At 72.3% G+C, this 26,261-nt stretch carries 29 protein-coding genes; 16 read left to right on the forward strand and 13 right to left on the reverse strand.

Annotated elements, in window-relative coordinates:
- Nucleotides 1-489 carry a MaoC family dehydratase gene (locus tag RQG84_RS03055; RefSeq protein ID WP_311208803.1) on the reverse strand — a complete coding sequence of 163 codons (489 nt, stop codon included), beginning with the start codon at nt 487-489 and terminating at the stop codon, nt 1-3.
- Nucleotides 490-615: 126 nt separating this feature from the next.
- On the opposite strand from RQG84_RS03055, the gene RQG84_RS03060 reads away from it, so the two are divergent.
- The 10 genes from RQG84_RS03060 (at nt 616) to RQG84_RS03105 (ending at nt 11,269) form a co-directional block, all read left to right on the forward strand.
- Nucleotides 616-1,431 (forward strand): alpha/beta hydrolase, encoded by an 816-nt coding sequence (locus RQG84_RS03060; protein WP_311208804.1) that lies wholly within the window; start codon nt 616-618, stop codon nt 1,429-1,431.
- The gene (locus tag RQG84_RS03065; RefSeq protein ID WP_311208805.1) at nt 1,428-2,216 is read left to right on the forward strand and encodes an alpha/beta fold hydrolase; all 789 of its coding nucleotides are present in this window, start codon (nt 1,428-1,430) and stop codon (nt 2,214-2,216) included. Before RQG84_RS03060 ends, RQG84_RS03065 begins: the two co-directional genes overlap by 4 nt.
- Before the next feature lie 89 nt (nt 2,217-2,305).
- The gene (locus RQG84_RS03070) at nt 2,306-3,265 is read left to right on the forward strand and encodes a phosphotriesterase (protein ID WP_055963455.1); all 960 of its coding nucleotides are present in this window, start codon (nt 2,306-2,308) and stop codon (nt 3,263-3,265) included.
- A gap of 134 nt (nt 3,266-3,399) precedes the next feature.
- Entirely contained in the window at nt 3,400-4,599 is a 1,200-nt protein-coding gene (locus tag RQG84_RS03075; RefSeq protein WP_311208806.1) for a GGDEF domain-containing protein, read from the forward strand.
- A gap of 85 nt (nt 4,600-4,684) precedes the next feature.
- A complete protein-coding gene (locus tag RQG84_RS03080; protein ID WP_311208807.1) occupies nt 4,685-6,040 on the forward strand; it encodes a hemolysin family protein in 1,356 nt (451 codons plus the stop codon).
- Complete coding sequence (locus tag RQG84_RS03085) at nt 6,037-7,446, forward strand: FAD-dependent oxidoreductase (RefSeq protein ID WP_311208808.1); 1,410 nt, start codon at nt 6,037-6,039, stop codon at nt 7,444-7,446. The genes RQG84_RS03080 and RQG84_RS03085 overlap by 4 nt, the downstream gene beginning before the upstream one ends.
- 93 nt (nt 7,447-7,539) lie before the next feature.
- On the forward strand, nt 7,540-8,835 hold the full coding sequence (locus RQG84_RS03090; RefSeq protein WP_311208809.1) for a glycosyltransferase family 4 protein: 1,296 nt from the start codon (nt 7,540-7,542) through the stop codon (nt 8,833-8,835).
- A 1-nt stretch (nt 8,836) separates the two neighbouring features.
- Nucleotides 8,837-9,556, forward strand: a complete 720-nt coding sequence (locus RQG84_RS03095; protein ID WP_311208810.1) for a bifunctional 2-polyprenyl-6-hydroxyphenol methylase/3-demethylubiquinol 3-O-methyltransferase UbiG — start codon at nt 8,837-8,839, stop codon at nt 9,554-9,556.
- A 7-nt stretch (nt 9,557-9,563) separates the two neighbouring features.
- Nucleotides 9,564-10,646: a prenyltransferase gene (locus RQG84_RS03100; RefSeq protein ID WP_311208811.1), complete on the forward strand. Its 1,083-nt coding sequence runs from the start codon at nt 9,564-9,566 to the stop codon at nt 10,644-10,646.
- Nucleotides 10,643-11,269: a class I SAM-dependent methyltransferase gene (locus tag RQG84_RS03105; RefSeq protein ID WP_311208812.1), complete on the forward strand. Its 627-nt coding sequence runs from the start codon at nt 10,643-10,645 to the stop codon at nt 11,267-11,269. Before RQG84_RS03100 ends, RQG84_RS03105 begins: the two co-directional genes overlap by 4 nt.
- A 184-nt stretch (nt 11,270-11,453) precedes the next feature.
- Here the strand turns inward: RQG84_RS03105 and RQG84_RS03110 are convergent, their stop codons facing one another.
- Nucleotides 11,454-13,172 carry an ATP-binding protein gene (locus RQG84_RS03110; protein WP_311208813.1) on the reverse strand — a complete coding sequence of 573 codons (1,719 nt, stop codon included), beginning with the start codon at nt 13,170-13,172 and terminating at the stop codon, nt 11,454-11,456.
- Nucleotides 13,173-13,301: 129 nt separating this feature from the next.
- On the opposite strand from RQG84_RS03110, the gene RQG84_RS03115 reads away from it, so the two are divergent.
- Nucleotides 13,302-14,087, forward strand: coding sequence for a TSUP family transporter (locus RQG84_RS03115; RefSeq protein ID WP_311208814.1), 786 nt, complete (start codon nt 13,302-13,304; stop codon nt 14,085-14,087).
- A gap of 131 nt (nt 14,088-14,218) precedes the next feature.
- Here RQG84_RS03115 and ykgO read toward each other — a convergent pair whose 3' ends face one another.
- From ykgO to rpmE, 4 genes are all read right to left on the reverse strand, one after another.
- Entirely contained in the window at nt 14,219-14,341 is a 123-nt protein-coding gene (gene ykgO, locus RQG84_RS03120; RefSeq protein ID WP_311208815.1) for a type B 50S ribosomal protein L36, read from the reverse strand.
- A gap of 74 nt (nt 14,342-14,415) precedes the next feature.
- Entirely contained in the window at nt 14,416-14,589 is a 174-nt protein-coding gene (gene rpmF / locus RQG84_RS03125; RefSeq protein ID WP_311208816.1) for a 50S ribosomal protein L32, read from the reverse strand.
- A 51-nt stretch (nt 14,590-14,640) separates the two neighbouring features.
- Nucleotides 14,641-15,771 carry a GTP-binding protein gene (locus tag RQG84_RS03130; protein ID WP_311208817.1) on the reverse strand — a complete coding sequence of 377 codons (1,131 nt, stop codon included), beginning with the start codon at nt 15,769-15,771 and terminating at the stop codon, nt 14,641-14,643.
- Entirely contained in the window at nt 15,768-16,067 is a 300-nt protein-coding gene (gene rpmE, locus RQG84_RS03135; protein ID WP_311208818.1) for a 50S ribosomal protein L31, read from the reverse strand. Before rpmE ends, RQG84_RS03130 begins: the two co-directional genes overlap by 4 nt.
- Nucleotides 16,068-16,122: 55 nt before the next feature.
- On the opposite strand from rpmE, the gene rpmB reads away from it, so the two are divergent.
- Genes rpmB through rpsN form a run of 3 tightly spaced genes read left to right on the forward strand, consistent with a single transcriptional unit; the run spans nt 16,123 to nt 16,834 of the window.
- Nucleotides 16,123-16,359: a 50S ribosomal protein L28 gene (gene rpmB / locus RQG84_RS03140; RefSeq protein WP_055963502.1), complete on the forward strand. Its 237-nt coding sequence runs from the start codon at nt 16,123-16,125 to the stop codon at nt 16,357-16,359.
- Nucleotides 16,359-16,529, forward strand: a complete 171-nt coding sequence (rpmG, locus tag RQG84_RS03145; RefSeq protein WP_311208819.1) for a 50S ribosomal protein L33 — start codon at nt 16,359-16,361, stop codon at nt 16,527-16,529. The genes rpmB and rpmG overlap by 1 nt, the downstream gene beginning before the upstream one ends.
- Nucleotides 16,529-16,834, forward strand: coding sequence for a 30S ribosomal protein S14 (gene rpsN / locus RQG84_RS03150; RefSeq protein ID WP_311208820.1), 306 nt, complete (start codon nt 16,529-16,531; stop codon nt 16,832-16,834). The genes rpmG and rpsN overlap by 1 nt, the downstream gene beginning before the upstream one ends.
- 19 nt (nt 16,835-16,853) lie before the next feature.
- On the opposite strand, the gene RQG84_RS03155 is transcribed toward rpsN, so the two are convergent.
- Genes RQG84_RS03155 through RQG84_RS03165 form a run of 3 tightly spaced genes read right to left on the reverse strand, consistent with a single transcriptional unit; the run spans nt 16,854 to nt 19,540 of the window.
- The gene (locus RQG84_RS03155; protein ID WP_311208821.1) at nt 16,854-17,747 is read right to left on the reverse strand and encodes a glucosyl-3-phosphoglycerate synthase; all 894 of its coding nucleotides are present in this window, start codon (nt 17,745-17,747) and stop codon (nt 16,854-16,856) included.
- A complete protein-coding gene (folP, locus tag RQG84_RS03160) occupies nt 17,740-18,606 on the reverse strand; it encodes a dihydropteroate synthase (RefSeq protein WP_257729122.1) in 867 nt (288 codons plus the stop codon). Before folP ends, RQG84_RS03155 begins: the two co-directional genes overlap by 8 nt.
- 37 nt (nt 18,607-18,643) lie before the next feature.
- Nucleotides 18,644-19,540, reverse strand: coding sequence for a MerR family transcriptional regulator (locus tag RQG84_RS03165; RefSeq protein WP_311208822.1), 897 nt, complete (start codon nt 19,538-19,540; stop codon nt 18,644-18,646).
- Between the two features lie 114 nt (nt 19,541-19,654).
- Here RQG84_RS03165 and RQG84_RS03170 point away from each other — a divergent pair, with 114 nt between their 5' ends.
- Nucleotides 19,655-19,945: a WhiB family transcriptional regulator gene (locus RQG84_RS03170; RefSeq protein ID WP_055963520.1), complete on the forward strand. Its 291-nt coding sequence runs from the start codon at nt 19,655-19,657 to the stop codon at nt 19,943-19,945.
- A 120-nt stretch (nt 19,946-20,065) separates the two neighbouring features.
- On the opposite strand, the gene RQG84_RS03175 is transcribed toward RQG84_RS03170, so the two are convergent.
- Both RQG84_RS03175 and RQG84_RS03180 read right to left on the reverse strand, forming a co-directional pair.
- Nucleotides 20,066-21,217 (reverse strand): AI-2E family transporter, encoded by a 1,152-nt coding sequence (locus RQG84_RS03175; RefSeq protein ID WP_311208823.1) that lies wholly within the window; start codon nt 21,215-21,217, stop codon nt 20,066-20,068.
- A complete protein-coding gene (locus RQG84_RS03180) occupies nt 21,217-21,924 on the reverse strand; it encodes a uracil-DNA glycosylase (protein ID WP_311208824.1) in 708 nt (235 codons plus the stop codon). Before RQG84_RS03180 ends, RQG84_RS03175 begins: the two co-directional genes overlap by 1 nt.
- 99 nt (nt 21,925-22,023) lie before the next feature.
- On the opposite strand from RQG84_RS03180, the gene RQG84_RS03185 reads away from it, so the two are divergent.
- Nucleotides 22,024-23,223 carry an MFS transporter gene (locus RQG84_RS03185; protein ID WP_311208825.1) on the forward strand — a complete coding sequence of 400 codons (1,200 nt, stop codon included), beginning with the start codon at nt 22,024-22,026 and terminating at the stop codon, nt 23,221-23,223.
- A gap of 45 nt (nt 23,224-23,268) precedes the next feature.
- Here RQG84_RS03185 and RQG84_RS03190 read toward each other — a convergent pair whose 3' ends face one another.
- Both RQG84_RS03190 and RQG84_RS03195 read right to left on the reverse strand, forming a co-directional pair.
- Nucleotides 23,269-24,705 carry an aspartate aminotransferase family protein gene (locus tag RQG84_RS03190; RefSeq protein WP_311208826.1) on the reverse strand — a complete coding sequence of 479 codons (1,437 nt, stop codon included), beginning with the start codon at nt 24,703-24,705 and terminating at the stop codon, nt 23,269-23,271.
- A complete protein-coding gene (locus RQG84_RS03195) occupies nt 24,698-26,029 on the reverse strand; it encodes an MFS transporter (RefSeq protein WP_311208827.1) in 1,332 nt (443 codons plus the stop codon). Before RQG84_RS03195 ends, RQG84_RS03190 begins: the two co-directional genes overlap by 8 nt.
- Nucleotides 26,030-26,261: the final 232 nt, after the last annotated feature.

The following is a 26,261-nucleotide window of genomic DNA, read 5'->3' on the forward strand; positions in this document are numbered from 1 at the left end:
TCAGACCTCCGTCGGGTACTCGGTGAACTGGCCGATGGACTGCGCGACGCAGATCGGCTTGTCGGACCCCTCGCGCTCGAAGGTCTGCACCGTGACGATGCGCGCGGCTCCGTTCCCGACGTCGTCGACCGAGACGATCTCGGCGTGCATGCGGATGCGCGAGTCGACGGGGTTGGGAGCGGGGAAGCGGACCTTCTCGTACCCGTAGTTGAGGCTGTGGGCGAAGCCGTCGAAGGCCATGAGGTCCTCCATGAACCGTGGACCCATCGACAGGCTGTAGAGGCCGTGCGCGATGGTCGACCCGAACGCGCTCTCCTTCGCACGCTCCGGGTCGACGTGGATCCACTGGTGGTCACCGGTGAGGTCGGCGAAGGCGTCGATCCGGTCCTGCGTGACGTCGTGCCACGCGGTGGGGCCCAGGCGTGTCCCGACGAGGTCGACCAGGTCCTGGATGGTCGTGGGTCGGATGGGGGCGGTGGTCTCGGTCATGACGTCCTCCGGAGGGGGCCAGCGTGATGGGGATCACGGTATGCACCGAAACGTACTTGAACCCGAAACCGGGTTCAAGTAGCGTGCAGGTAGCGTGACCGCCATCACACCCCCCAGGAGTCCGACATGGCCATGATCGACGTCAACGGCACCACCCTGCGCTACGAGGACGAGGGACCTCGCGACGCGCACGCCGTGGTCATGAGCCCGTCGATGTTCTTCGACGTCCGCATGTTCCGGCACCAGGCCGAGGCGCTCGGCAACCGCTACCGGGTCGTGCGGTACGACCACCGCGGTCAGGGGGAGAGCGCGCGCGACGTGCGCGAGAACCTCGACATGGACACGCTGTCCGAGGACGCGGCCGCCCTCATCGAGGCGCTCGACCTCGGGCGGGTCACCTTCGTCGGCAACTCGATGGGCGGCTTCGTCGGGCTCCGCCTCGCGGCCCGCCGGCCCGACCTCCTGGCCTCCGCGGTGCTGATGGGCACGTCGGCCGACGTCGAGGAGCAGGCGGACGACATGGACGCCCTCGTGGACGTGCTGGCCGAGCAGGGCATCGAGCCGGTCCTCGACGGCGTCCTCCAGTTCATGATGGGTGACACGACGCTGACCGACCCGTCGCGCGCCGACGTGCTCGCCGAGGTCACCGCACTGCTGCGGAGCCGCACGCCCGAGTACGCCGACGCGGCCTGGCACATCGCCCACCGCAAGCCGGTGCTGGACGAGCTCGGCGGCATCGCCGTCCCGGTCGTGGTCGTCGCGGGCACCGAGGACCACACCTACCCGCCGCCGAAGTCGCAGCAGATCGTCGACCTCACCCCGGGAGCGACCCTCGTGACCATGGAGCGCACGGGTCACGTGCACGCGCTGGAGAACCCGGTGGAGGTGACCGAGCTGCTCGAGCGGCACCTCGCGTCGCTCGACACGGCGGTCTCGTCGTGAGCGCGGCGCTGCACGTCGTCGACTCCGGCGAGACCGACCTGCCGGTCGTGCTCTGCCTGCACTCGCTGTTCCTCGACCACACGATGTTCGACGCCTTCGCCGAGGCGGTGGAGGGTCGCCTCCGGGTCGTGCGGCCGGACTTCAGGGGCCAAGGTTCCAGTCCCGCCGCCGACGCCACGGTGACGATGGAGCAGTGCGCCGACGACGTCCTGGACGTGGTCGACGCGCTCGGCCTGACCCGCGTCCACGTCGTCGCGCAGTCGATGGGCGGCGACGTCGCCGTCCGGGTCGCGGCACGACGTCCGGGGCTGGTCGACCGTCTGGTCATGCTGGGGTCCTCGGTGCGCGCGGAACCTCCGGAGCAGCTCGAGGCCTTCCGTCCGATCGCCGACGAGGTCGAGCGCTCGGGCTTCCAGGGCGACCTGCTCGAGATGATCATGCAGATCATGCTGGGCGAGTCCTGTCGCAGCGACCCGGGGAGAGCAGCGCTCGTCGCGGAGTCGCGGGCCGCGTTCGCGGCACTCCCGCCGACCCTCGTGCACGCGGTGCGCGGCGTGGTCGAGCGCCGCAGTGCCGTGGACCTGCTCCCCGCCGTGACGGCCCCGACGCTCGTCGTCAGCGGGGGTGAGGACGTCGCGCGCCCGCCGGAGTGGTCGCAGGAGGTCGTCGACGGCGTGCAGCACGGCGAGCTGTGGAGCCTGCCCGACGTGGGCCACAGCGTGATCCTCGAGCGGCCTGCGCTCGTGATCCCGCGGGTCGTGGACTTCCTGACCGATCCGTCCTGAACCCCCGACCCCTGCCGTCGGCGTGACGCCGGACGGCCGACCCCAGACCGACACATCCCCAACCCCGACCACGACAACCAGGAGCCTTGATGACGACCATCCCCACCGCACGCGGCACCATCGACTCGAGCGAGCTCGGCAGGACGCTGGTGCACGAGCACGTCTTCGTCCTCAACACCGAGTACAACCAGAACTACCAGGACGACTGGGACGAGGAGGAGCGCATCAGGGACGCCGTCGAGAAGCTCACCGAGCTCAAGGGCGTCGGCATCGACTCGATCATGGACCCCACCGTCCTGGGACTCGGTCGCTACATCCCACGCATCCAGAAGATCGCCGCCCAGGTCGAGCTCAACATCGTCGTGGCCACGGGCCTGTACACCTACAACGACGTGCCTCACCAGTTCGAGCACCGCGGACCGGGGCTGCTGGTCGACGTCCCGGAGCCCCTGACCGAGATGTTCGTCAAGGACATCCGCGAGGGCATCGCCGGGACCGATGTTCGCGCGGGCATCCTCAAGTGCGCCATCGAGCTCGCCGGGCTGACCCCGGGCGTCGAGCGCGTGATGCGGGCGGTCGGCCAGGCCCATGTCGAGACCGGTGCCCCGATCACCGTGCACACCAACCCGGCCAACGAGTCCGGGCTCGTCGCGCAGCAGGTGCTGAAGGAGGAGGGCGTGGACCTGTCCAAGGTGATCATCGGCCACTCCGGCGACACCAACGACGTCGACTACCTCTGCAAGGTCGCCGACGCCGGGTCGATGCTCGGCATGGACCGGTTCGGTCTCGACCTGTTCAACCCGATGCAGGAGCGGATCGGCACCATCATCGAGCTCGTGCGGCGTGGCTACGTCGAGCACGTCACCCTGGCGCACGACGCCAACTGCTTCATCGACTACTTCAGCCCGGACGCCAAGGCGCACGCGGCCCCGAACTGGCACTTCCGCCACATCAGCGAGGACGTCATCCCGGCCCTGCTCGAGGGTGGACTCACCGAGGCCGACATCGAGACGATCCTCGTGGCCAACCCACGACGTCACTTCGAGTGAGCCGCCGCGCGGACCGGTGGCGAGGTCGTCGCCGGTCCGCGGACGTGGCCGCGACCTGCCTGGAACCACGGTCGTGCAGGCAGGTCCCTGTGCGAGGATGACCGGTACCTCAGTGCCGACCGACCAGGGGCGACATGCTGGACCCGATCTCGTTGCGCGTCTCGTTCGCCATCGTGGCCGTCACCCTGCTCGCGCTCTTCTACTTCGTCGCCTACCGCTCCACCCGCTCGGCCTACGCCGGCTGGTGGTGCGCAGCGCTCGGGCTGTTCCTCGCCGGCTCCGCGGCCTACCTGCTCGACGGCACGTCGCAGCAGTGGTGGGCGAACCCGGCCGGCAACGTGTGCGTCGTCGCGGGTGCCGCGGCCGTGTGGTCGGGCGCGCGGGCGGTCGAGGGCCGGTCGGTCAGCTGGTGGCTCGTCGGCGCCACGCTCGTGGGGCTGCTCGTCACGTCGGCGCTCGACGACCCGGGCACCAACGAGTGGTCCGGTGCGCCGGTGTTCCTCGGCCTCATGACGATCTTCATCGCCCTGGCCTCGGTGGAGCTGTGGCAGTCGGGTCGCAGCGGGTCCTTCGGTCCGGGCCCTCGTGAACGGATGTACCGGCCGATCCTGCGCTCGCTGGCGGTCATGTCGACCGGCCTGTCGACCTTCTACGGCCTGCGCCTCGTGGCCTACCTCCTGGTCGGCCAGGACGGACGCGCGTTCGCGGTCTACCTCGGCACCGAGGTCACGACGCTGGTCACCACGGTCATGCTCGCGACCGTCTCGTTCAGCATGACGGCGCTCAGCTACGCCGACGACACCCTCGAGCTGCAGGCGCGAGCCACCCGTGACGGCCTCACCGGCCTGCTGAACCGCGACGAGCTGGTGCGCCTGGTCGAGCGGCGCTGGCGCGGCCACCGTCGTCGTCAGGTCCACGGCGTGCTGGTCATGGCCGACCTCGACCACTTCAAGCAGATCAACGACACGTACGGCCACCCGGCGGGCGACGTCGCCCTGCAGGTCTTCGCGGCGGCCTGCCGCAGCACGGTCGGTCGTGCCGACATCGTGGGCCGCTTCGGCGGCGAGGAGTTCGTCCTCTTCCTCGACGAGGCGACCGTCGAGGAGGCGCACGACGTCGTGCGGAGGATCACCGTCGGGCTGGAGGCCACGTCGCTCCCCGGCGGCGTGGTGCTGCCCACGGTCAGCTACGGCATGACCCTCGTCGGTCGCGGCGACGACCTCGCCGACGTCGTCGCCCGGGCCGACGGTGCCCTTTACGCGGCCAAGGACGCCGGTCGGGCGCGGGTGGTCGTGGCCGACGGCGCCACCGCCGACCGCTCCACCTCGCCGTGATGGGGAGCCTCCCTAGAATGAACCTCGTGGACCAACCTCCGAGTACCTGCCAGGCCCTCCTCCGCTGCGTCGCCAGGAGGGCCTGATGGACACCGACACCCTGCTCAACCTCGGCCTCGTGATGGTCTTCGTGCTCGTCGGCGGGGTGTTCGCGGCCACGGAGCTGGCCCTCGTCTCGTTGCGCGAGAGCCAGCTGAACCAGCTGGAGAAGACCGGTTCACGTGGGTCGAAGGTCGCCACGCTCGCGCGCGACCCCAACACGTTCCTCGCGGCCGTGCAGATCGGCGTCACGGTGGCCGGCTTCCTGTCCGCCGCCTACGGTGCGTCGACCCTCGCGCCCGACGTGGCGCCGACCTTCGAGGCGCTGGGCCTGTCCGAGAGCGCCGCGTCGAGCGTCGCGCTCGTCGCGATGACGCTGCTCATCGCCTACCTGTCCCTCGTCTTCGGCGAGCTCGTGCCCAAGCGGTTCGCCCTGCAGAAGTCGGCGCCCATCGCGCTGGCCGTCGCGCCGCCGCTCGCCCGGTTCGCCACCCTCATGCGACCGGTCATCTGGCTGCTGTCGAAGTCGACCAACATGGTCGTCCGTCTCCTCGGCGGCAACCCGCACGCCGCGGGCGAGGAGATGAGCGAGGACGAGCTGCGTGACCTCGTCGGCGCCCACGAGAGCCTCGAGGACGACGAGCGGCAGATCCTGCAGGACGTGTTCACCGCCACCGACCGCACGCTGCGCGAGGTGATGCGTCCGCGCGGAGCCGTCGACTTCCTCGACGGGGGCATGAGTCTCGCCGAGGCCGCCGGCGAGGCGCTCGCCATGCCGCACTCCCGCTACCCCGTCACCCGGCGACGCTCGACCGACGACGTCATCGGGTTCGTGCACGTCCGCGACCTGCTGGCCGTGCCCGAGGGCGCCGGCACCGGGTCCGTCGCCGACATCGTGCGCGAGATCCCCGTGCTGCCCAGCACCAACCGCATCCTCCCGGCCATGGCGCAGATGCGCAGCGAGGGCGTGCACATCGCGCTCGTGGTCGACGAGTACGGCGGGACCGACGGCATCGTCACGCTCGAGGACATCATCGAGGAGCTGGTGGGCGAGATCCGCGACGAGTACGACCTCGCCGAGGTGGCCGAGCTGCTGCACTCCTCCGACGGCGACGACATCGACGCCGCCATGCACCTCGACGACTTCGTGGAGCTGACGGGCCTGGAGCTCCCCGACGCCCACTACTCGACCGTCGCCGGTCTCGTGCTCGACCGCCTCGGTCACATCCCGGTCGAGGGCGAGGTCGTGGACCTCGACGGCTACCGGCTGACGGTCACCGCGGTGGAGGGGCGTCGCATCATGCGGCTCCACCTCGTCACGGTGACGGCGGGCGGGCCGGGTCACGACGCGGCGGAGGCGAGCGAGCTGGAACCTGCCGACGGGTCGTCCGAGCGCCCATGAGCCGGCACAGCACGGTCTTCGAGCGGCAGCCTCCCCGCGAGGCGGCCATCGATGCCGCGCTGCGACCGAGCCGGCTGGGCTCCTACTGGCTCGAAGACGCTCCCGGAGCCGGTCACCCGCAGCTCACCGCCTCGACCACGGCCGACCTCGTCGTCGTCGGCGGCGGGTACTGCGGCCTGTGGACCGCGGTGCTGGCGAAGCGCCGCGACCCGGGGCGACGCGTGGTGCTGCTCGAGGCCGAGACCATCGGCTGGGCGGCGTCGGGACGCAACGGCGGCTTCGTGGAGGCGAGCCTGACCCACGGCGAGGTCAACGGGCGGGCCCGGTGGCCCGACGAGTACGACACCCTCCACCGCCTCGGTCGCGAGAACCTCGACGCCCTGGAGCGCGACGTCCTCGACCTCGGTCTCGACGTGCAGCTGGAGCGCACGGGCACGCTGTCCGTCGCCTACGAGCCGCACCAGGTGCGCTGGCTCGAGGAGGACGAGACCGGCGACTGGCTCGACGAGTCCGCCGTGCAGGCCGAGATCCACAGCCCGATCTACCGTGCCGGTCGCTGGGAGCGCGACGAGACCGCCCTCGTCCATCCGGCCCGGCTGGCGCACGAGCTCGCCCGGGTCGCGGGCGAGCTCGGCGTGGAGGTCTTCGAGCACTCCCGCGTGACGGGGCTGTCCTCCGGCCGTGCGGGTGGGGTGCGGGTGAGGACCGAGCGTGCCGTGGTCCGCGCCGGTGCCGTGGCCCTCGCGACGAACGTGTTCCGGCCCCTCCTGCGCCGCACGCGCCTGTCCACCGTGCCGGTCTACGACTACGTCCTCATGACCGAGCCGCTCGACGCCGCGCAGAAGGCGTCGATCGGCTGGGACCGTCGCCAGGGCGTCGCCGACCTGGCGCACCAGTTCCACTACTCGCGGCTCAGCGCCGACGATCGGATCCTCTACGGCGGCTACGACGCGATCCATCGGCGGCAGGTGAGCCCGGAGCACGAGGACCGCGACGCCTCCTACCGTCGGCTGGCCTCGCACTTCCTCACCACCTACCCGCAGCTCGAGGGCGTCGCGTTCACCCATCGATGGGCGGGCGCGATCGACACCTCCACCCGCTTCTGCGCCTTCCACGGCCTCGCCCGCCGCGGTCGCGTGGCCTACGCCTCCGGCTTCACGGGCCTCGGTGTCGGTGCCACCCGGTTCGCCGCGGAGGTCATGCTCGACCACCTCGCCGGTGACGACACCGAGCGCACCCGGCTCGCGATGGTGCGACGCCCGGCCGTGCCCTTCCCGCCCGAGCCGTTGGCCACGATCGGCATCGAGGCCACCCGCTGGTCGCTCGATCGCGCCGACCACGACGAGGGTCGCCGCAACCTGCTGCTGCGCACCCTCGACCGGCTCGGCCTCGGCTTCGACTCCTAGCGGGCACGACCGGCGGGGGCGATCGGCGGTGATTCGGATACCGTTGGTCTCTCAACGGTCGCTGTCGGTGCGACGTCACAGGAAGGTGGTCACGTGCGCGTCGCCCTGTTGTCGTACCGCAGCAAGCAGCACGTGGGTGGCCAGGGCGTCTACGTCGAGCACCTCAGCCGGGGTCTCGTCGAGGCCGGCCACGACGTCGAGGTGATCTCCGGACAGCCCTATCCCGAGGGTCTCGACCCGCGGGTGCGACTGACCAGGCTGCCCAGCCTCGGCATCTACGACGAGCCCGACCCGTTCAAGCCCCCGGCGCCCTGGACGCTGCGCAGCGTCCCCGACGTCGTCGAGTGGCTGCTCAGCGTCACCGGCGCCTTCGGCGAGCCGCTCTCGTTCACGTTGCGCGCCGACCGTCACCTCAGGGACCGGCTCGACGACTTCGACGTGGTCCACGACAACCAGAGCCTCGGCTGGGGGCTGCTCGCCCTGCGCCGACGCCTGCCGCTCGTCGTCACGATCCACCACCCGATCAGCCGGGACCGCATCGTCGAGCTCGAGGCTGCCCGTGGGTGGCGCAAGCTCTCGGTCGCTCGGTGGTACTCGTTCGTGGGCATGCAGGCCCGCGTCGCCCGGCGGCTGCCGTTCGTCGTGGGCGTCTCCACGGTGGCCACCGACGACACCGTCACCGACTTCGGCATCGACCCGGCCCGCATCCGCGTGGTGCCGCTCGGCGTCGACACCGAGACCTTCGGTCCTGTTCGCCGCCCACAGCCCGGCACCCCCGCCGATGCCGCTGCCGCGGCCGAGTCCCGCGTGCCCGGCCGCATCGTGGCCGTCGCCAGCGCCGACAAGCCGCTCAAGGGCGTCGCCCACCTCCTCGACGCACTCGCGAAGGTGCGGGTCGAGCACCCCGACGTCGAGCTGCAGCTCGTCTCGAGCGTCGAGCCGGGCGGCGCCACGGACCGCCGCATCGACGCGCTCGACCTGCGCGACTGCGTGACCACCCACAGCGGCCTGGAGTCCGAGCAGATCGCCGAGCTCCTGCGCTCGGCCGAGATCATGTGCGTCCCCTCGCTCTACGAGGGCTTCTCGCTGCCGACGGTCGAGGCGCTCGCGAGCGGCACCGCGGTCGTCGCGAGCCGCGCCGGCGCCATCCCCGAGGTCGTGGGCGACGCCGAGGGCGGCGAGCCGTGCGCGGTGCTCGTCGAGCCGGGCGACGCCGAGCAGCTGGCCGCCGCCGTCTCCTCCCTGCTCGACGACCCCGACCGCCGCGCGGCCCTGGGTGCCGCCGGCCGTGCCCGTGCGCTCGAGCGCTACAGCTGGACCTCGGTGGCCAAGGCCACCGCCGACGTCTACGACGAGGCGATCCGCAGGTTCGCCGGCAAGGAGCAGTGACGTGCTGACCGTCGACTTCGACCGCCTCCGGGTGGGCGCCCGCACCCGATTCATCGACGTGGGTGCCGGCGCCGGCCGGCACAGCTACGAGGCCCTGCGCCGCGGTGCCGACGTGACCGCGTTCGACCTCGACGAGGTCGAGCTCAAGGGCGTCGACGAGATGTTCGAGGCGATGCGGGTCGAGGGGCAGGTGCCCAGGACCGGGCGTGGTGCCGTGCAGGCCGGGACCATCCTCGACATGCCCTACGCCGACGCCTCCTTCGACGTCGTGCTCGCCTCGGAGATCCTCGAGCACGTGCCCGAGGACGAGCAGGCCATCAGCGAGCTCGTGCGCATCCTGGCGCCCGGCGGCACGCTGGCCGTGACCGTCCCGCGCTTCTGGCCCGAAAAGGTGTGCTGGATGCTGTCGGACGAGTACCACGCCAACGAGGGCGGGCACATCCGCATCTACAAGGCCAGCGAGCTCGACGCGAAGCTGCGTGCCGAGGGCCTGGTGCACACCCACACCCACCACGCGCACGGCCTGCACGCGCCGTACTGGTGGATCAAGTGCGCCGTGGGCGTGGAGCGCGACCAGCACCCGGCCGTGCGCGCCTACCACCAGCTGCTCGTGTGGGACATGATGAAGGCGCCCCGCACCACCCGCGTGGCCGAGAAGCTCCTCGACCCGGTCCTGGGCAAGAGCGTGGCGCTGTACTACACCAAGCCGCTCGCGGTCTGAGGTCGCCGTGACCCCCGCCGTCACCGGATCGCCGGCCGTCCTCGCGCTGCCCGGCGTGCTCGACGCCGCCCAGGTGCAGGCCACGGCCGACACGATCGCGGCCGTGCAGACCAGCGACGGGGCGATCCCGTGGGAGGCCGACGGGCACCTCGACCCGTGGGACCACCTCCAGGCCGCCATGGGGCTCGCCGTCGCCGGACGCCGCGAGGAGGCCGAGGCCGCCTACGCCTGGAGCCGCTCGCAGCAGCGACCCGACGGCACGTGGGCCACCAAGTACGCCGGGGGCGAGGTGGTCGAGCCCGCCACCGACGCCAACTTCACCGCCTACGTGGCCACGGCGGTCTGGCACCACTGGCGGCTGACCGGCGACCGGGCCTTCGTGAGCTCCATGTGGCCGTCGGTGCAGGGTGCGCTCGACGCCGTGCTCGTCCTGCAGGACGACGCGGGTCCGGTCCGCTGGTCGCGTGGCGCCGACGGGTGCGTGGCCGACGAGGCCCTCGTCACCGGGAACGCCAGCATCCACCTCAGCCTGCGGTGCGGCGTGGCGCTGGCCGACGTCGTGGGGGAGCGGGTGCCGCGCTGGGAGGACGCGGCGGTGCGGCTGCGCCACGCCCTGGACCACCACCCGGACCGGTTCGCCGACAAGGCCCGGTTCTCGATGGACTGGTACTACCCCGTGCTGGGCGGGGCGCTGCCGCGCGCCGTCGCCCTGGCCCGACTGGAGCGGCGCTGGGACGACTTCGTGGTGCCCGGCTTCGGCGCGCGGTGCGTGGACGACAGCCCCTGGGTCACCGGGGGCGAGACGTGCGAGCTCGTCCTGGCGCTCGACGCGGTGGGCCGTGGCGCGGACGCCCGGGCGCTCCTCGCCGACATCCAGGTCCTGCGCCGCGAGGACGCCACGTACTGGACCGGCTACGTCTATCCCGACGAGACCTACTGGCCGATCGAGCAGACCACCTGGACGGCGGGCACCGTGCTCCTCGCCGTCGACGCCCTGACCCGGACCACACCCGCCAACGGGCTGTTCCGCGGGGAGGGCCTGCCCCTCCTGGCCGCCGACGGGGAGTGCGACCAGCCGTGCGTGGCATGAGTGCGCCGCCGCTGCCCGAGGCGCTGCAGGCGGTGGCCGACGAGGTGCGCGGCTTCCTTCCGGCCGACGAGGCCGATGCCCTGCGGGCCGCGGCCGCCGCCCACCTGCGCGCGGGCGGGGTGGCCGTCGAGATCGGCAGCTACTGCGGCAAGTCCGCGGTGCACCTCGGCCACGTCGCACGCGAGCGCGGCGCGCGGCTCGTGACGATCGACCACCACCGCGGCTCGGAGGAGCAGCAGGTCGGCTGGGAGTACCACGACGAGACCCTCGTCGGCACCGACGGCCGGATGGACACCCTGCCGTTCCTGCGCGAGACCCTCGCGCGCGCCGGCCTGGAGGATGTCGTCGACGTGGTGGTGGCCCGCTCGCCCGACGTCGCGTCGTGGTGGGGCCGCGAGCTCGACCTCGTGTTCGTCGACGGCGGGCACACCGACGAGCACGCCCAGGGCGACTACGAGGGCTGGGCCGGGTGGGTGCGGCCGGGCGGCGTGCTCGTCATCCACGACGTCTTCCCCGACCCCGCCGACGGCGGGCAGGCGCCCTACCGCATCTACCTGCGCGCTCTCGACGACGGCTTCACCGAGGTCGGCCACACCGGCTCGCTGCGCGTCCTGCGTCGCTGAGTACCGGATCCGTCGCGCTGGATCGTGGCGGGTGGTCTCGATACACCTCCCCTCGCCGGCGCTCGTGGAGGCACTCGACCAGCGGGAGTCTCTCCTGCTGATCGAGTAGTCGGGACGGCGAGCGCCAGCGAGCACGTGTCGACGTATCGAGATCAGCCGGAGACGCAGCGGGCGCGCCCCTCGGTCAGAGCAGGGCGTTGAGCCGGTCGATGAGCTGCTGGAACCGCTTCTTCGTCTCGGCGTCGACCGAGGCGAGCGCCTGCGATCGGTTGCGCAGCAGGTGGCCGGCGGGCTGGAAGCGGTCGTAGGCGCCACCGATCACCGTCTCGGCCTGGTGCACGATGCGCCGACGAGGCGGCTTGCGCAGGAACCGCTTGCCGGTGATCTTGCGGTGCGAGACCTTCGGCCCGCCGGACTCCTCCAGGAGTGCCACGTACCAGGAGGAATCGAAGAGGTCCTCCAGGTCGGCGTCGAGGGTGCCGGTGATGTCGGTGAGCGGGACGATGTGGTCGGACGAGATCGCGCCTCGGTTCACCAGCTCCTCGACGGCGCCCCGCGCCCCCGCCGGCCCGTCCATGAGCACCGTGGCAGAGACGGCCGTGGTGCCCAGGAGTGCGAGGATCGTCGGGATGCCGGAGGCGCCGCCGACGGGCGTCAGGTTCCAGCGCGGGTCGAGCGCGCGTCCGCCCTCGGAACGGAGCAGGTCACCCATGACCGTCAGGTACGTGATGTCCGACGGTGACGAGACGAGCAGCTGGTGCGGCCCGCTGACCAGCTTGCGCGTGAGGTCCGCACCGAGCGCCGCCAGCAGGGGCACCGTGGTCTCGGACCCTGCCCGCCACAGGTCGGAGCTGATCTTGCTGCCCTCGTCGCCGACGTTCTCGAGCACGCGGCAGCGGCTCAGGCGACCGGAGTCGATGAGGTACGGCGAGTGGGTGGAGTAGACGACCTGGTGGAAGGGGCCGAGGTGCTCCTTGATGTAGCGCAGCAGATCGGCCTGGGCGTTCGCGTGCAGGTTCATGCCGGGCTCGTCGAGCAGGATGACGCGACGGTCCTGGTCGGCGAACTCCGAGAACGCCGCGAGGAAGGAGAAGAACCAGATGAAGCCCTTGGAGCGCTCCGCCACGTTGAGGCTCATCCGCTGGCGGTCGTCGCGCACCCGGATGTGCAGCCACGGGTCGGGCGAGGAGATGCCCATCGTCTCCAGGTCGAGCTCGATCGACAGCTCGCGGTTCTGGCTCCAGTACTCCAGCAGCTGGTCCGACAGCCGTGCGGCGGCGGCCTCGAGCGCGGCCTTGCGGACCTCGTAGTCGTCCTCGTCGAACGAGGCGTCGGCCACGCCGGCCAGCCTCAGCAGCGCCAGCGCGGTGCGCTCGGACGGGTAGAGGTCGGCCGAGTCCATCTCCTGCAGACGCCGGATGGACACGCTGCCGGGGAGCACGTTGTGGTCGTCGAAGTACTGGAAGCCCGGCAGCATCGCGGTCAGCCGGGCAATCGCCTCGGGCGACGCCTCGAGCGGGGTGCCCTCCTCGTCGGACGCCCAGTGCAGCTCGCCGTCGCCGTACGAGCGGCTCACGAACAGCGGGGTCGTCGGCAGCAGGGCGCCGGCGCGCTCCAGGACCTGGCGGTCGTCGTAGTCGAGCTCGATCTCGAGGGTGACGGGGCGGACCTGGTCGATGACCTCGCGGTCGCGCCCGAGGTCGCGTCGGGGGTAGTCGCGTCGTGCGGTGAACGCGGTGACGTGACCGCTCGGCAGCGGGTTGGCCCGGTACAGCGCCTGCAGCATGGCCGTCTTGCCCGACTCGTTCTTCCCGACGATGGTCGTGATGCCCTCGTCGAGCGCCAGACGTCCGGAGTCGTGCACCGACATGACCTTGCGGACGCGCGCAGCGATCAGTCGCATGGGGCCTACTTCCGTGGAGGGGCTCTGGCGGGACTCAGGCTACTGGTCCCGACGGTGAGGAGTGCGCTGGTCGTTCCTCATGACGTCGCCGCCTCGTGGCCGGGTCCGGCCGGTGCGTAGCCTGACCGGGTGGAGGAGCTCACCGGGGGAGTGCTGCTGTTCCTCGGCGTGGCCGCGTTCCTCGCCGGATGGATCGACGCCGTCGTGGGTGGTGGCGGGCTGGTCCAGCTGCCCGCCCTCATGGTGGCCTTCCCGCAGGCGGCCCCGGTCCAGCTGCTGGCCACCAACAAGATCGGCTCGATCGCCGGCACGACGACGTCGAGCATCACCTACCTGCGACGCGTCCGGCTCGACCTGCGCACGGCCGCGCCCCTGGCGGGTGCGGCGTTCGTGGGCTCGTTGCTGGGTGCGGTCGTGGCCTCGTGGATCCCGCGCGCCGCCTTCAACCCGGCGATCCTCGTGGTCCTGGTCGTCGTCGGTGCCTTCACGGTGCTGCGCCCCGACCTCGGCCAGGTTGCGGCCATCCGCTTCACCGGCCGGCGCCACTACGGGGCGGCCATGCTCGTCGGGGTGTCCATCGGCTTCTACGACGGCGCCCTCGGGCCGGGGACCGGCTCGTTCCTCGTCTTCGCGCTCGTGGGGGTGCTCGGCTACGGGTTCCTGGAGGCCAGCGGCAAGGCGAAGCTGGCCAACTTCGCGACCAACCTGGCCGCCCTGGTCGTGTTCGTCCCGCAGGGTGCGGTCATCTGGAAGGTCGCCGCGGTGCTGATGGTCTGCAACGTGGCCGGCGGCTACCTCGGCGCACGCCTCGCCGTGGCGCGCGGCAACCGGTTCATCCGCATCGTGTTCATCGTCGTGGTGTCGGCGTTCGTCGTGCGCATCGGCTGGGACACCTGGCAGCAGCTCGTCGGCTGAAGTCCGTCCCACCGGCCCCACGATTCCCATCACCTGATGGGAATCGCGAACCCACCACGGTCCTGTCCCACTCACCATGGCGTGCACGCCATGGTGAGTGGCAGGGAACCGTGGTGGGTCCGGGGGCGTCGTCAGCCCTGGCGGGCCTTCAGTCGCGGGTTCTGCTTGTTGATCACGTAGGTGCGCCCGCGTCGGCGCACGACCTGCGAGCCGGGATGGTTCTTGAGCGAGCGCAGGGAGTTGCGGACCTTCATGGTTCCTCCTGTGGGTGGGATGGGTTCGGGCCCCCGACCCTTCGACAGGCTCAGACAGGCTCGGGGGCGGTGGGTCAGAGACGGTCGACGTCGACCAGGCCGCGGTGCACGGCCCTGACGAGCCGGCGCGGCACCTGCACCGTGCGGCCCTCGACGGTGACGGGCACGAGGTCGGCGGGCGTCGCCTTCCACTGCGACCGCCGGTGGCGGGTGTTGCTGCGTGAGGTCTTGCGCTTGGGGACGGCCATAGGGGGCTCCTTCGATCGGGGTGAGCGGCGACAGGTGGCGTCGAGTCCAGCTCAGGCGGCGCGGCGGACGTCGCCGAGCCAGGGCTCGAGTCCGTCGGAGGCGACCTCCCAGTACGGGCCGCGGTCGGCCAGCTCGGCGTCGCTGAGCAGGCAGTGCTCGAAGGCCTCCTGCACGTCGTCGGGGCTGCTGGCGAGCGGTCCCGACGCCAGGCCGTGCACGACGATGCGGGTCAGGGGCGTGTCGGTGCCCCACGGGGAGGCCGTCCCGACGCTCAGCTGTCCGCCCGCCCCGTCCCACACGCAGACGTCGGCGGGGCGGCTCGGCAGCCAGAACGAACCGCGCGAGCGGCGTGGCCCGCCGCCGATCTTCTCGATGCTCTCGAGCAGGCGTCTGGGGTGGAACGGGCGGTCGGAGCGGAGGTCGAGCGTCCACACGTAGGGGGAGCCGTGCAGCGGCAGCTCGTCGCGTCGCACGACGTCGACCCACGCCTCCGTGACGTCGTGGCGGTGTGCTCCGGCCACGAGCGGGGTGGCGTCGAGCGCCGACGGGTCGTCGACGACCGTGACGCCCGGACGGACGAGCGCACGCAGCAGGTCCAGCCCGGCGGGGTCGCACGGTCCGGTGAGCGCCACGGCGTCGGCGTACTCGACGATCGCGGCGGCCGTCTCGGCGACGCCGCGGGAGTCGTCCTCGCTCGTGTGCAGGTCGCGCTCGTGCAGCAGGTCGTCCCCGAGCAGGTCGGCGAGCACGGTCTGGCCGTCGAGGGCTGCGACGACGGCCGCCACGTGCACGTGCGGCGCGGCCTGCACGTAGGTCTCGATGACCCGGCAGGCCTGCAGGGCCTCGGCCGCCACCGGCAGGTGGGCGACCACCGCGCCCCAGCGACCGCTGGCTGCGAGGCGCTCCATCGTGGGCACCACGTCCTCGCGGAGGGCGCAGGCCACGCAGGCGTGCTCCAGCTCGTGGACGTGCCGCTCCAGGACGCCGGTGCAGTCGCTGACCACGCGCACGAGCCTCTGGGACTCGACGTCGAGCACGTGACGCACGACGACGGCCGAGGGAAGGTCGAACTGCAGGCCGACGGTGACGGCCTCCATGGCCACCTCGTCGACGCCGGTCACGAGCACGGCGGGGGTGGTGCGCGACAGGACGCGCCGGCGTCCGCGGCCGACGGGGCTCATGCGTCGACCTGCCCGTAGCGCCGACGGAAGCGCTCGACGCGTCCCTCGGTGTCGACCACGCGGCCGCGGCCGGTCCAGAACGGGTGGCTCGCGCTGGAGACCTCGACGTCGACCACGGGCAGGGTGCGGCCGTCGACCTCGACCGTCTCGGCAGGGGTGCCGGGCCCTGGGCGGCCGTGTGCACCGTGGTCGGCAGGGAGGCGCTCGGGCAGGGTCGAGCGAGTCACGAGCAGGAGGTCGCCCGAGCGGTCGCGGAAGGCGACCTCGTCGTAGCGGGGGTGCTGGTTCTTCTTCACGTCACGTCTCCGGTAGGCTGATGAGAACGATTGTCATTCTACACAGGAGGTCGCCATGTCGCGCACCTGCCAGGTCACCGGGGCCACCCCGGGCTTCGGCCACCACGTGTCCCACTCGCATCGGCGCACCAAGCGGCGCTTCGACGTCAACGTCCAGAAGAAGCGCTACTGGGCGCCGACCCTCGGCCGGCACGTCACGCTCACGCTCAGTGCCCGAGGGATCAAGACCGTCGACGTGCGCGGCATCGACGCCGTGGTCGCCGACATCCTCGCTCGAGGGGAGCGGCTCTGATGGCGAGGCGAGGCAACGACGTCCGCCCGATCGTCAAGCTGCGGTCGACCGCCGGGACCGGCACCACGTACGTCACGCGCAAGAACCGTCGCAACGACCCCGACCGGCTCGTGCTGAGCAAGTACGACCCGAGGATCCGCAGGCACGTCGAGTTCAAGGAGGAGCGCTGATGGCCAAGCGCAGCAAGATCGTCGCCAACGAACGCCGCAAGGAGGTCGTGGAGCGCTACCGGGAACGACGTGACGCCCTGCGCGCCGCGTCCCGGGACACGTCGCTGTCCATGGCCGAGCGCATGGAGGCCTCGCGTGCCCTGGCCAGGCTGCCGCGTGACTCCTCCCCGTCGCGGGTGCGCAACCGCGACCAGGTCGACGGCAGGCCGCGTGGCCACCTGCGGGTCGCCGGCCTCTCGCGCATCCGGTTCCGCGAAGGAGCGCACCGGGGCGAGCTGCCGGGCATCACGAAGTCGAGCTGGTAGCCCCGGCGAGGTTCCGGGCTCAGGCGACGGGCGGGGGGAGCAGGCGCGTCTCCACCCGCTCGGCCACCAGGGTCGCGGCGCCGTCGGCGTCACGACCGGGCACCCAGCGCTCGTCGACCACGACGTCGCGGTCGTCGAGGACCAGGTCGAACGCCGCACGCACCTGGAGCGCCATCCGTCCGAGGGCGCGCAGGCCCTGGTGGTCGTGCTCGCGGCGGCCCAGGTCGGCCTGTGCCGTCGCGTCGAGGCCGTGCTTGCGCACCGCCTGCAGCAGCATGCCGACGTCGACGCCGTAGCCGCTGACCACGGGCAGGTCGACGAACGCGTCGAGGACGAACGCGCACTCCCCGGCGAGCGGCTGCACGAAGCCGGCCAGCTCGGGTGCTCGTCGCGCGATCTCGGGCCGGGCGGCCAGCTCCGTCACCCGTCCACCGCCGCCGTCGTGCGTCGGGCGGTCGTAGAACGCCTTCACGAGCACCAGTGAGGGGTCGGTGAGCAGGGGTCCGACGAGTCGTGCCACGAAGGCGGGGTCGAAGCCGCGCACGTCGGCGTCGAGGAAGACGCCGACGTCGCTCGTCAGGTGGGCCATGCCGGTGCGCATGGCCGATCCCTTGCCACCGTCGAACGCGGGATCGGGGTCCTCGGCGGTCACGACGACGGCGCCGGCCTCGCGTGCCGCGGCGGCGGTGTCGTCGCTGGAGCGGGAGTCGACCACGACCACCTCGTCGACGAGCGGCACGAGGTCGCACCAGGCGGTGCGGACGCGTCGCACGATCTCGCCGATCGTCGCGGCCTCGTCGCGGGCGGGCAGCACCACGCCGACGCGGCGTCCACGCTTGGCCGCCACCAGGTCGCCGAGCGGGGCGGACGCGGCGTGGGTATGGGTGGCGAACCAGGGCTGCAGGTCAGGCAAGGCCGCGCACCGCCCTGGTCGGCGGTCGCTCACCGCGCAGCGTGGCGGTCATCTCCAGCACGCGCCGGGTGGCCGTCACGTCGTGGGTGCGGAACATGGCGCACCCGGCGGCAGCCGTCAGGGCCGTGGCCGCGAGGGTGCCCTCCAGCCTGTCGTCGGGCCCGAGCCCGAGCGTCTCGCCCACGAAGTCCTTGCGGGACAGGGCCATGAGGACCGGCCAGCCGGTGGCGACGAGAGTGTCGGCGCGGCGCACCAGCTCGAGGCTGTGGAACGTGTTCTTGCCGAAGTCGTGGGTGGGGTCCACCAGCACGCCCTCACGTGGCACGCCGGCCTCGACCGCGGCCTCCGCCGCCCGGGTGGTCGTGGCGACGACGTCGGCCACGACGTCGTCGTAGCGGACGCGGTGGGGGCGGGTGCGGGGGAGCGCCCCGCCGGTGTGGGAGCAGACGTAGCCGAGACCGTGTCGAGCGGCCACGGCCACCACGTCGGGGTCGTGCCCGGCCCACGTGTCGTTGAGCAGGTCGGCGCCGGCTGCGGCGGCGGCGTCGGCCACCTCGGCGCGCCACGTGTCGATGCTGATGACGACGTGGGGCGCGGTCTCGCGCACCGCCTCGATGAACGGGATGGTGCGCCGCACCTCCTCGGCGGCGTCGACCGCGTCGCCCGGGCCGGCCTTCACGCCGCCGATGTCGACGACGTCGGCGCCGTCGTCGACCGCGCGCCGGACGGCGTCGAGCGCGACGGCGGGGTCGTACGTGGCGCCGCGGTCGTAGAAGGAGTCGGGCGTGCGGTTGACGATCGCCATCACGAGGGCCCGGTCCTGGACGACGCGGCGTCCGCGGAAGGTCAGGTCGGCCACGTCGTCAATCGTGTCAGAACGGCGGGAGGGGCGCCGGTCACGCGTCGACGGGGTGCAGGGCGATGGCGTTCTTGACGGCCGTGACGGCGTCGGCCAGGTCGCCCACGACCGGGAGGCTGTCGACGCTCCACCCCGGTCCGCCGAGGATCAGCTCGGACTGGCCGCCGGCAGCGTCGACGACCGACGACAGGGCGCCCGCGTCGAAGTGCACGATCGAGGCCCAGAGGAAGACGGCCGCAGGTCGGAGCCGCAGGGTCATGGCCGAGATGGCGCTGAACGGCGTGCGCTGGCCGAGCATGTGGCAGCCGACGCCTTCCTCGGCCAGCGCGCACTGCAGGGCGAGCAGGGGCAGGACGTGGTGCTCGTCCTCGGCGCAGGCCAGCAGCACGGGTCGGTGGTCCTGGTGCCGGAGGCGTCGGGCGGCGAAGCGGGCCCGCAGGGCGGTGTGCAGCGCGTCGCTGACGAGGTGCTCGCCGTCGACGCCGATGGTGCCCTGGTACCACTCGTCGCCGATGCGTCGCATGCTCGGGGCGATGTGGTCGCTCCACGCGTGGAGGGTGCCGAGGTCGTCGAGCTTGCGCGTGAACAGCGTGCGCAGGCCCTCGGCGTCGTACGCCCGGGTGGCGGCCACGATGGCGTCACCGAAGTCGGCGGCATCACCGTCGACCTCGACCGGGTCACCGCTGAGCGCGGCACGCGCCGCGGCCGCGGGCCCGAGGCCACTGCTGATGAGCAGGTTCATGCGCTCGAGCCGCTCGATGTCGGTGGCGTCGTAGCGACGGTGACCGCCCGCGCTGCGAGCCGTCGGACCGAGCTCGTACCGGCGCTCCCACGTGCGCAACGTGGAGGCGGGAACCCCCAGACGAGCCGCGACCTCACCGACGGACAGGAGGATCTCCTCCCGCTGTGCAGTGCTCGGATCGGGCGGTGTCATGCCCCCACTATAGAACTTGTTCACCCGCTTGCCAAGGTGAACAAGTTCGGGGTACGTTCTGAACAACCCCGGACGGGAGACCCGATCCCGTCCCCGCAGCGAAGGAGCTCCACCATGGCGAACCTCAAGAACCTGCCGCTCCCGCTGCAGGAGGTCTACGAGTGGCAGTACCAGGGCGCCTGCCAGGGCCTGGAGTCGGCGCGATTCTTCTCGCCCGATGCCGAGCGCGGCTCGCGACGTCGCGACCGTGAGGCCGCGGCCAAGGCCGTCTGCGGCACCTGCCCCGTGATCACCGAGTGCCGCGAGCACGCCCTCGCCGCGCGTGAGCCCTACGGCGTGTGGGGCGGACTGACCGAGCACGAGCGCACCGCGATCCTGCAGCGCTCCGCCGACGTCCCCGCCTGACGCCCCGCGCCCCGCGCGCGAGCACGACCAGGCAGCACTGACGAGCCGACCCCACGCATCGGGGTCGGCTCATCGGCGTTCAGGGCTACGGCCGGCGTGGGCGCGCCGCCGACCGACCCGTCAGCCCACGTCGTCGGCGACCTTGCCCTCGGCCAGCAGTGCCGCGGCGTGGGAGTCCTCGGGCGGAGCCTCGGGGTCCACGCCGTCGTCGATCTGCTCGTTGACGTAGCGCAGCAGCACGGCGGTGGTCGCCGCGACCGGCACGGCCAGGAACGCGCCCGTGACCCCGAACAGGGTGCCGCCGGCGGTGACCGACAGCAGCACCACCCCGGCGTGCAGGTTCATGTTCTTGCCCTGCAGCCACGGTGACAGGACGTTGCCCTCCAGCTGCTGGACGCCGAGCACGATGAGCGCGGCGATCACGGCGGCCTTGAAGTCGTTCGTCACCAGCGTCACGAGCACCGCGAGGATGCCGCTGACGAAGGCACCGACGATGGGGATGTAGCCGCCGAAGAACGTGATGACCGCCAACGGGATCGCGAGCGGCACGCCCAGGATCGCCAGGCCGATGCCGATGATCACGGCGTCGATGAAGGCTACGAGGGTCTGGGTGCGGATGAACCCGCCCAGGGTGTTCCAGGTGCGGCTGAGCAGCTCGGTCACGTGCTCGCCGGCCCGGCGGCCGCCCAGCGTGGCCAGCCACGGGAGGAAGCGGTGGCCGTCCTTGACGAAGAAGAACGTGAGCATCAGGACCAGCACCAGGTTGATGACGGCGTTCGTCGCGGCGCTCAACGTCGAGAAGATGCCCGAGCTGATGGCCGCGGCGCTCTCCTGCAGCTTGTCCTGGACGGCGCTGATGGCCCGGGTGATCTGCCCGTCGGACAGCTGGAGCGGCCCGTCGGTGAGCCAGTCGCGCACCCGCTGCAGGCCGTCGGAGGCCTGCGACGCGATGGCCGGCGCCTGACCTGCGACCTGGGGCGTGAGCACCGCGATCGCAGCGACGATCGCCGCGATGAAGCCGATCATGACGAGGGCCGCGGCCAGGCCGCTCGGCACCTTGTGCCGACGCAGCCAGGTGACCGGGGGCGCCAGGACGGTGGCCACGAGCAGGGCCAGCGACAGCGGGAAGAACACCATCCAGAGGTGCCCGACGATCCAGCCGAGCACGTACACGGCGGCGGCCAGCACCACGAGGCGCAGCCCCCAGCGCTGGAGGACGGCGAACGCCTGGTCGATGACCACGGCGCGATCGCGAACGGTCGGAGTGCTCATCAGTGAAGCGTAGGCGCCGCGGTCGGTGGGGTCTGCGGGACCCGCCAGTCGACCGGGGTGCTGCCCAGCTCGACGAGGTGCGCGTCGACGCGGCTGAACGGCCGCGAGCCGAAGAACCCCCGCGACGCCGAGAGCGGGCTCGGGTGGGCGCTCGCGACCACGGGGGTGTCGCCCAGCAGGGGCTGCAGGTTCTGGGCGTCCCGCCCCCAGAGCACCGCGACGAGCGGGCGGCCGCGGGCCACGAGGGCCCGGATCGCCTGCTCCGTGACCCGCTCCCAGCCCATCCCGCGGTGGCTGGCCGGGGCGCCGGTGCCCACCGTCAGCACCCGGTTGAGCAGCAGGACGCCCTGCTCGGACCACGCCGTCAGGTCACCGTGGGGCGCGCGGGGGATGCCCAGGTCGGCCTCGAGCTCGGTGTAGATGTTGGCGAGGCTGCGGGGAAGGGGGCGCACGTCGGGGTGCACCGAGAACGACAGACCCATGGCGTGACCGGGCGTCGGGTACGGGTCCTGGCCGGCGACGAGCACCTTCACGTCGGCGACCGGTTCCTGGAACGCCCGGAGGATCGCGTCGCCGTGGGGCAGCCACGGTCGGCCGGCCTCGGTCTCGGCCCGCAGGAGCTCGCCCATCCGGGTCACGTCGTCGGCGACCGGCGCCAGCGCCTCGGCCCAGTCGGGTGCGACGAGCTCGTGCAACGACTTCGGCATGGCCTCACCCTAGGCAGGATCGGGACGTGGTCGCCCGTCCGGCGACCTCGTGAGGGCGATGGCGTTCCGAGAACGGCGCGCCCTAGACTCTGGGGCGCAGTGTCAGCCATCACCGCGTACCGCACGCTGCTGCGGATCGTCGGGCCCGCCTACGTCGTCGTAGCCTTCCTCGGGCGAGTTCCGCTTGCCATGAGCCAGATGGGCACGCTGCTCCTCGTCAGCGGGGCCACGGGTCGCTACGCGCTCGGCGGTGCGGCCGCCGGTGCCCTCGCCGTGGCGAACGCCGTCGGTGCGCCGTTCTTCGGGTCGTTGGCGGACCGCATCGGTCAGCGTCCCGTCGTGCTCGCCCAGTCGTGGGCCGGAGGGACAGGACTCGCGGCGATCGTGTGGACGACGCAGTCCGACGCGTCGCCTGCCGCCATCATCGTGGTGGCGGCCCTGGCCGGGCTCGCCACGCCCCAGATCGGTCCGCTGGCTCGCGTGCGGTGGCAGCCGATCACCCGTCGAGCTCCCGACCAGCGCCGGCTCATCGACGCTGCGTTCTCCTACGAAGGAGCGGCCGACGAGGTCTCCTTCGTGCTCGGCCCCGCCACGGTCGGGCTGCTGGCGGTCGTGGTGGCCCCGGGCGACGCGCTGCTGGTGGCTGCGGGGCTGCTCGTGGCCTTCGGGTCGTGGTTCGCACTCCACCCCACCGCCGCGCTCACCCGACCCGAACCGGGGGCCGTCCGGTCCGACGCGCCCGTGATCACCGGGGTCCTGGTGGTGCTCGCTCTCGCCCAGATGCTGATCGGCATGCTGTTCGGTGCCACGCAGACGGGGTCCACCGTTCTGGCCACCGCCGCGGGCGAGCCCGGCCAGGCCGGTCTCATCCACGCGACGCTCGGGGTCGGCAGCGCGATCGCCGGCCTCGCGATCGCCGCCCTGCCCGAGCGCATCGGCTACCCGACGCGCATGGTCGCGTCCGCGTCCGCGCTGCTCGTCCTGTCGGTGCCGCTTCTCCTGGTGCAGACCATCGGGCAGCTCGTCGCCGTGATCGCCCTGCTGGGCTTCGCGGTGGCGCCGTACATGATCAGCAACTTCGCGATGGCGGGATCCGTGGTCGAGCCCGAGCGCGTCGGCACCGCCATGACGCTGCTCGCCGGTGCCACGGGCATCGGGTACGCGCTCGGCTCGACGGTGGCGGGCCGACTCGCCGACCTCGGCGGCCACACCCCGGCGTTCGCGGTGACCGTCACCGCCACGGCGCTGGCCCTGGTGCTCTCCCTCGCCTTCCGCGCGCGGCGCGGGTCGTCGTCCTGAAGGTGCCGGGGCGGCGTTCCCTGGGGTCGGACCCCGGTCCATGTCTCAGCGGGTGAGGCGGTCCAGGAACGCGACGAGCAGGGCCTCGCGCAGGCGCGGGGGCGCGACGTCGAGCAGGGCGTTCACCGGCGCCATCTCCTGCGGCACGGACACCTCGCCGCTGCCGTCACCGAGGCCCGCGGTCTGCAGGAGCAGGTCGAACGTCGCGTCGTCCAGCGTGGCCGGGTCGAGGGACTCGGCCACGGCGCGCAGCTCGGCGTCGACCGTCACCGGACCGGCCGCGACCGCGTCGGCCGTCGCGGCGGCGAGGTCCTCCAACAGCTGCGGGACCTGCGGGGCGGTGGCGGCGCACATCGTCAGGTGCAGCGTGGCCGACTCGTCGCGCCACGACATCTGCGGCTGCACGAACCAGCCGCGGGCGAGCATGCGGTCGCTCAGCGTGAACACGTCGAGCGCGTCGTCGGCGCCGACGCACAGCAGCGTCGAGTCCGGAGGCACCACCACGTGCAGGTGGTCGATCGCGTCGATGCCGTCGGCGAGCGTCCGGGTGGCGTCGACCGTCTGGCGCACGAGCCGGGCGTAGCCGTCGGCACCGAGGTAGCGGACCACGGCCCACGCCGCCGCGAGGGGTCCACCGGACTTGGTGGACTGCACGGTGGAGTTGAGCATCGTGTAGCCGGGCCAGTCGGCACTCGCGTAGAACTGCGCCCGCCGGGGTGCGGGGTCGGCGAACAGCAGCAGCGAGACGCCCTTGGGTGCGTAGGCGTACTTGTGCAGGTCGACCGAGACGCTGGTGACACCGGGGACCGCCAGGTCCCACGCCGGTGCGTCGTCCACCCACGGGAGCACCCAGCCGCCGATGCAGGCGTCCACGTGGAGCCGCAGGCCGCGAGCGGACGTCTCGGCGGCGATCTCGGGGACGGGGTCGACCACGCCATGGGCGTACGACGGGGCCGAGACCGCCACGAGCACCACGCGGTCGCCGAGCCGGTCGATCGCCTCGACCATCGCGCCGACGTCGGCGCGGCGGGTCCGCGGGTCGACGTCGACCGCTACAAGCTCCACCCCGAAGTAGTGGGCGGCCTTGTGGAACGCGGCATGGATGGTGGTGGGCACGACCATGGCGGGGCGGTCGACGGGCGAGGCGTCGCGCGCGGCCTTGACGGCGAGCAGGATCGACTCGGTGCCGCCCGACGTGACGGTGCCGACCGTCTCGGGCGGTCCGTGCAGCGCGTCGCGCGCGAAGGTCACGAGGTCGCGCTCCATGCGCAGCAGGCTCGGGAACGCGGTGGGGTCGAGCCCGTTCGTCGCTCCGTACATCGCGAGTGCCCGGCGGCCGAGCTCGTCGGCCTCGGCGATGCCCGAGTCGTAGACGTACGCCAGGGTCCGGCCGCCGTGCGTGGGCAGGTCGCCGGACCGCAGCTCCTCGAGCTCGGCGATGACGGCCTCGGGAGTGGGATGGCTGGGGGAAGAGTCAGGCACGGGAGAGCTCCTCGTCGAGGCGGTAGCGGCGCAGCAGCAGGAGGCTGGCCGCGATGATCGCGGCGGGGACCAGCGAGAACCCCAGGGTGATCGCGGTGAGGGCCGAGTCGGGCTGCACGACGTCCTGCCCGCCCGTCGACGACACGTAGCCGCCGACGGCGAGGACCACGGCGAACAGCCCCGGTCCGAGTGCGAGGCCGAGCGTCTCGCCGGCCGTCCAGACACCGGTGTAGACGCCGATGCGGTTCTGCCCGCTGCGGCTGGCATCGCGCGCGGCGACGTCGGGCAGCATCGCCATGGGGAACACCTGGGCACCGGCGTAGCCGATGCCGACCAAGGCCGCGGCGGGGTAGACGACGAGGGCCGTGGCGTCGCGCGCGGCGAGCAGACCGAGCGCCCCGACGACGAGCAGCAGCGTGGCGACGGTGTACCCGGCACGCTTGCCGCGCTCGGCGAACAGGCGCTCCCAGAGCGGGGTCACGAGCAGGGCCGGGCCCACGAACGACGCGAACAGGAACGTCGAGGCGGCCGCGGAGTCGAACAGCTCGTCCGCCACGTACGCCACGCCGGCGAGCATGGCGCCGATGCCGAGCGCCTGGAGGACGAAGCAGCCGAGCAGTGCGCGGAAGTCGCGGTCGCCCGACACGAGGGCGAGCTGCTCGCGCAGACCCCCTGCCGGTGGCGCCACGTCGAGCTGGGGCGCCTCGCGGGTGCCGCGCCACGCACCGACGACACCGAGCACCAGCAGCACCGCCACGTAGACGCCCATGACGCGGTACCCGGCAGCGTCGGAGTCGCCGTCGCCCACGGCGTCGACCACCATCGGCGCCGTGGCGCCCGAGAGCAGGATCGCGAGCGCCAGCACCGCGACCCGCCACGTCATCAGGCGCGTGCGCTCGGCGTAGTCCGACGTCATCTCCGCCGGCATCGCCACGTACGGCACCTGGAAGAACGCGTACGCGCTCGCGCAGCCCAGGAACATCACCACGACCCAGGCGCCCGCCAGCGCCGTCGGCTCGGTGGGCCCGGCGAACATCAGCGCGAAGAACACCGCCAGCAGCAGCCCGCCCCGCAGCAGGAAGGGCCGGCGTCGGCCCTGGGGGTGGGACGACGCGTCGCTGATGCGCCCCGCGATGGGGTTGAGCACCACGTCCCACGCCTTCGGCAGGAAGACGATCACCGCGGCGACGACGGCGGCGATGCCGAGCGTGTCGGTGAGGTACGGCAGGAGGAGCAGCCCCGGGACCGTGCCGAAGGTGCCCGTCGCCACGCTGCCGAGCGCGTAGCCGCGCCGGACCCGCGGGGGCAGCGGCGTCGACGTCATGGCGGTCAGGCTAGGCGAGGCCGGGGCCACCGGCGGCCCCACGCGTCTGGACGATTCCCAGGTCGACCTGGGAATCTCCCGCCCCGCACGGATTCCTCACCCCTGCACGGATTGCTCTCCGTGCGGGGGTGAGATCTCCGTACCTCCGATCACCCGTGCAGGGTGGGCGGACTCGGCCCGCACGGCGGGACGGTGGGCGAGATGACGTGACGCGATGTGATGTGGCACGGTC

Origin of the sequence: Aeromicrobium sp. WCS2018Hpa-31, assembly GCF_031843905.1 — a bacterium.
Lineage (GTDB): Bacteria > Actinomycetota > Actinomycetes > Propionibacteriales > Nocardioidaceae > Aeromicrobium.

Coding starts and splice junctions, on each gene's coding strand:
- RQG84_RS03055 (WP_311208803.1), bottom strand. CDS start 489: ATGACCGAGACCACCGCCCCCATCCGACCCACGACCATCCAGGACCTG.
- RQG84_RS03060 (WP_311208804.1), top strand. CDS start 616: ATGGCCATGATCGACGTCAACGGCACCACCCTGCGCTACGAGGACGAG.
- RQG84_RS03070 (WP_055963455.1), top strand. CDS start 2,306: ATGACGACCATCCCCACCGCACGCGGCACCATCGACTCGAGCGAGCTC.
- RQG84_RS03075 (WP_311208806.1), top strand. CDS start 3,400: ATGCTGGACCCGATCTCGTTGCGCGTCTCGTTCGCCATCGTGGCCGTC.
- RQG84_RS03080 (WP_311208807.1), top strand. CDS start 4,685: ATGGACACCGACACCCTGCTCAACCTCGGCCTCGTGATGGTCTTCGTG.
- RQG84_RS03085 (WP_311208808.1), top strand. CDS start 6,037: ATGAGCCGGCACAGCACGGTCTTCGAGCGGCAGCCTCCCCGCGAGGCG.
- RQG84_RS03105 (WP_311208812.1), top strand. CDS start 10,643: ATGAGTGCGCCGCCGCTGCCCGAGGCGCTGCAGGCGGTGGCCGACGAG.
- RQG84_RS03110 (WP_311208813.1), bottom strand. CDS start 13,172: ATGCGACTGATCGCTGCGCGCGTCCGCAAGGTCATGTCGGTGCACGAC.
- ykgO (WP_311208815.1), bottom strand. CDS start 14,341: ATGAAGGTCCGCAACTCCCTGCGCTCGCTCAAGAACCATCCCGGCTCG.
- rpmF (WP_311208816.1), bottom strand. CDS start 14,589: ATGGCCGTCCCCAAGCGCAAGACCTCACGCAGCAACACCCGCCACCGG.
- RQG84_RS03130 (WP_311208817.1), bottom strand. CDS start 15,771: ATGAGCCCCGTCGGCCGCGGACGCCGGCGCGTCCTGTCGCGCACCACC.
- rpmB (WP_055963502.1), top strand. CDS start 16,123: ATGTCGCGCACCTGCCAGGTCACCGGGGCCACCCCGGGCTTCGGCCAC.
- rpmG (WP_311208819.1), top strand. CDS start 16,359: ATGGCGAGGCGAGGCAACGACGTCCGCCCGATCGTCAAGCTGCGGTCG.
- rpsN (WP_311208820.1), top strand. CDS start 16,529: ATGGCCAAGCGCAGCAAGATCGTCGCCAACGAACGCCGCAAGGAGGTC.
- RQG84_RS03165 (WP_311208822.1), bottom strand. CDS start 19,540: ATGACACCGCCCGATCCGAGCACTGCACAGCGGGAGGAGATCCTCCTG.
- RQG84_RS03170 (WP_055963520.1), top strand. CDS start 19,655: ATGGCGAACCTCAAGAACCTGCCGCTCCCGCTGCAGGAGGTCTACGAG.
- RQG84_RS03175 (WP_311208823.1), bottom strand. CDS start 21,217: ATGAGCACTCCGACCGTTCGCGATCGCGCCGTGGTCATCGACCAGGCG.
- RQG84_RS03180 (WP_311208824.1), bottom strand. CDS start 21,924: ATGCCGAAGTCGTTGCACGAGCTCGTCGCACCCGACTGGGCCGAGGCG.
- RQG84_RS03195 (WP_311208827.1), bottom strand. CDS start 26,029: ATGACGTCGACGCCGCTGCCCCCGCGGGTCCGGCGCGGCTACGCGCTC.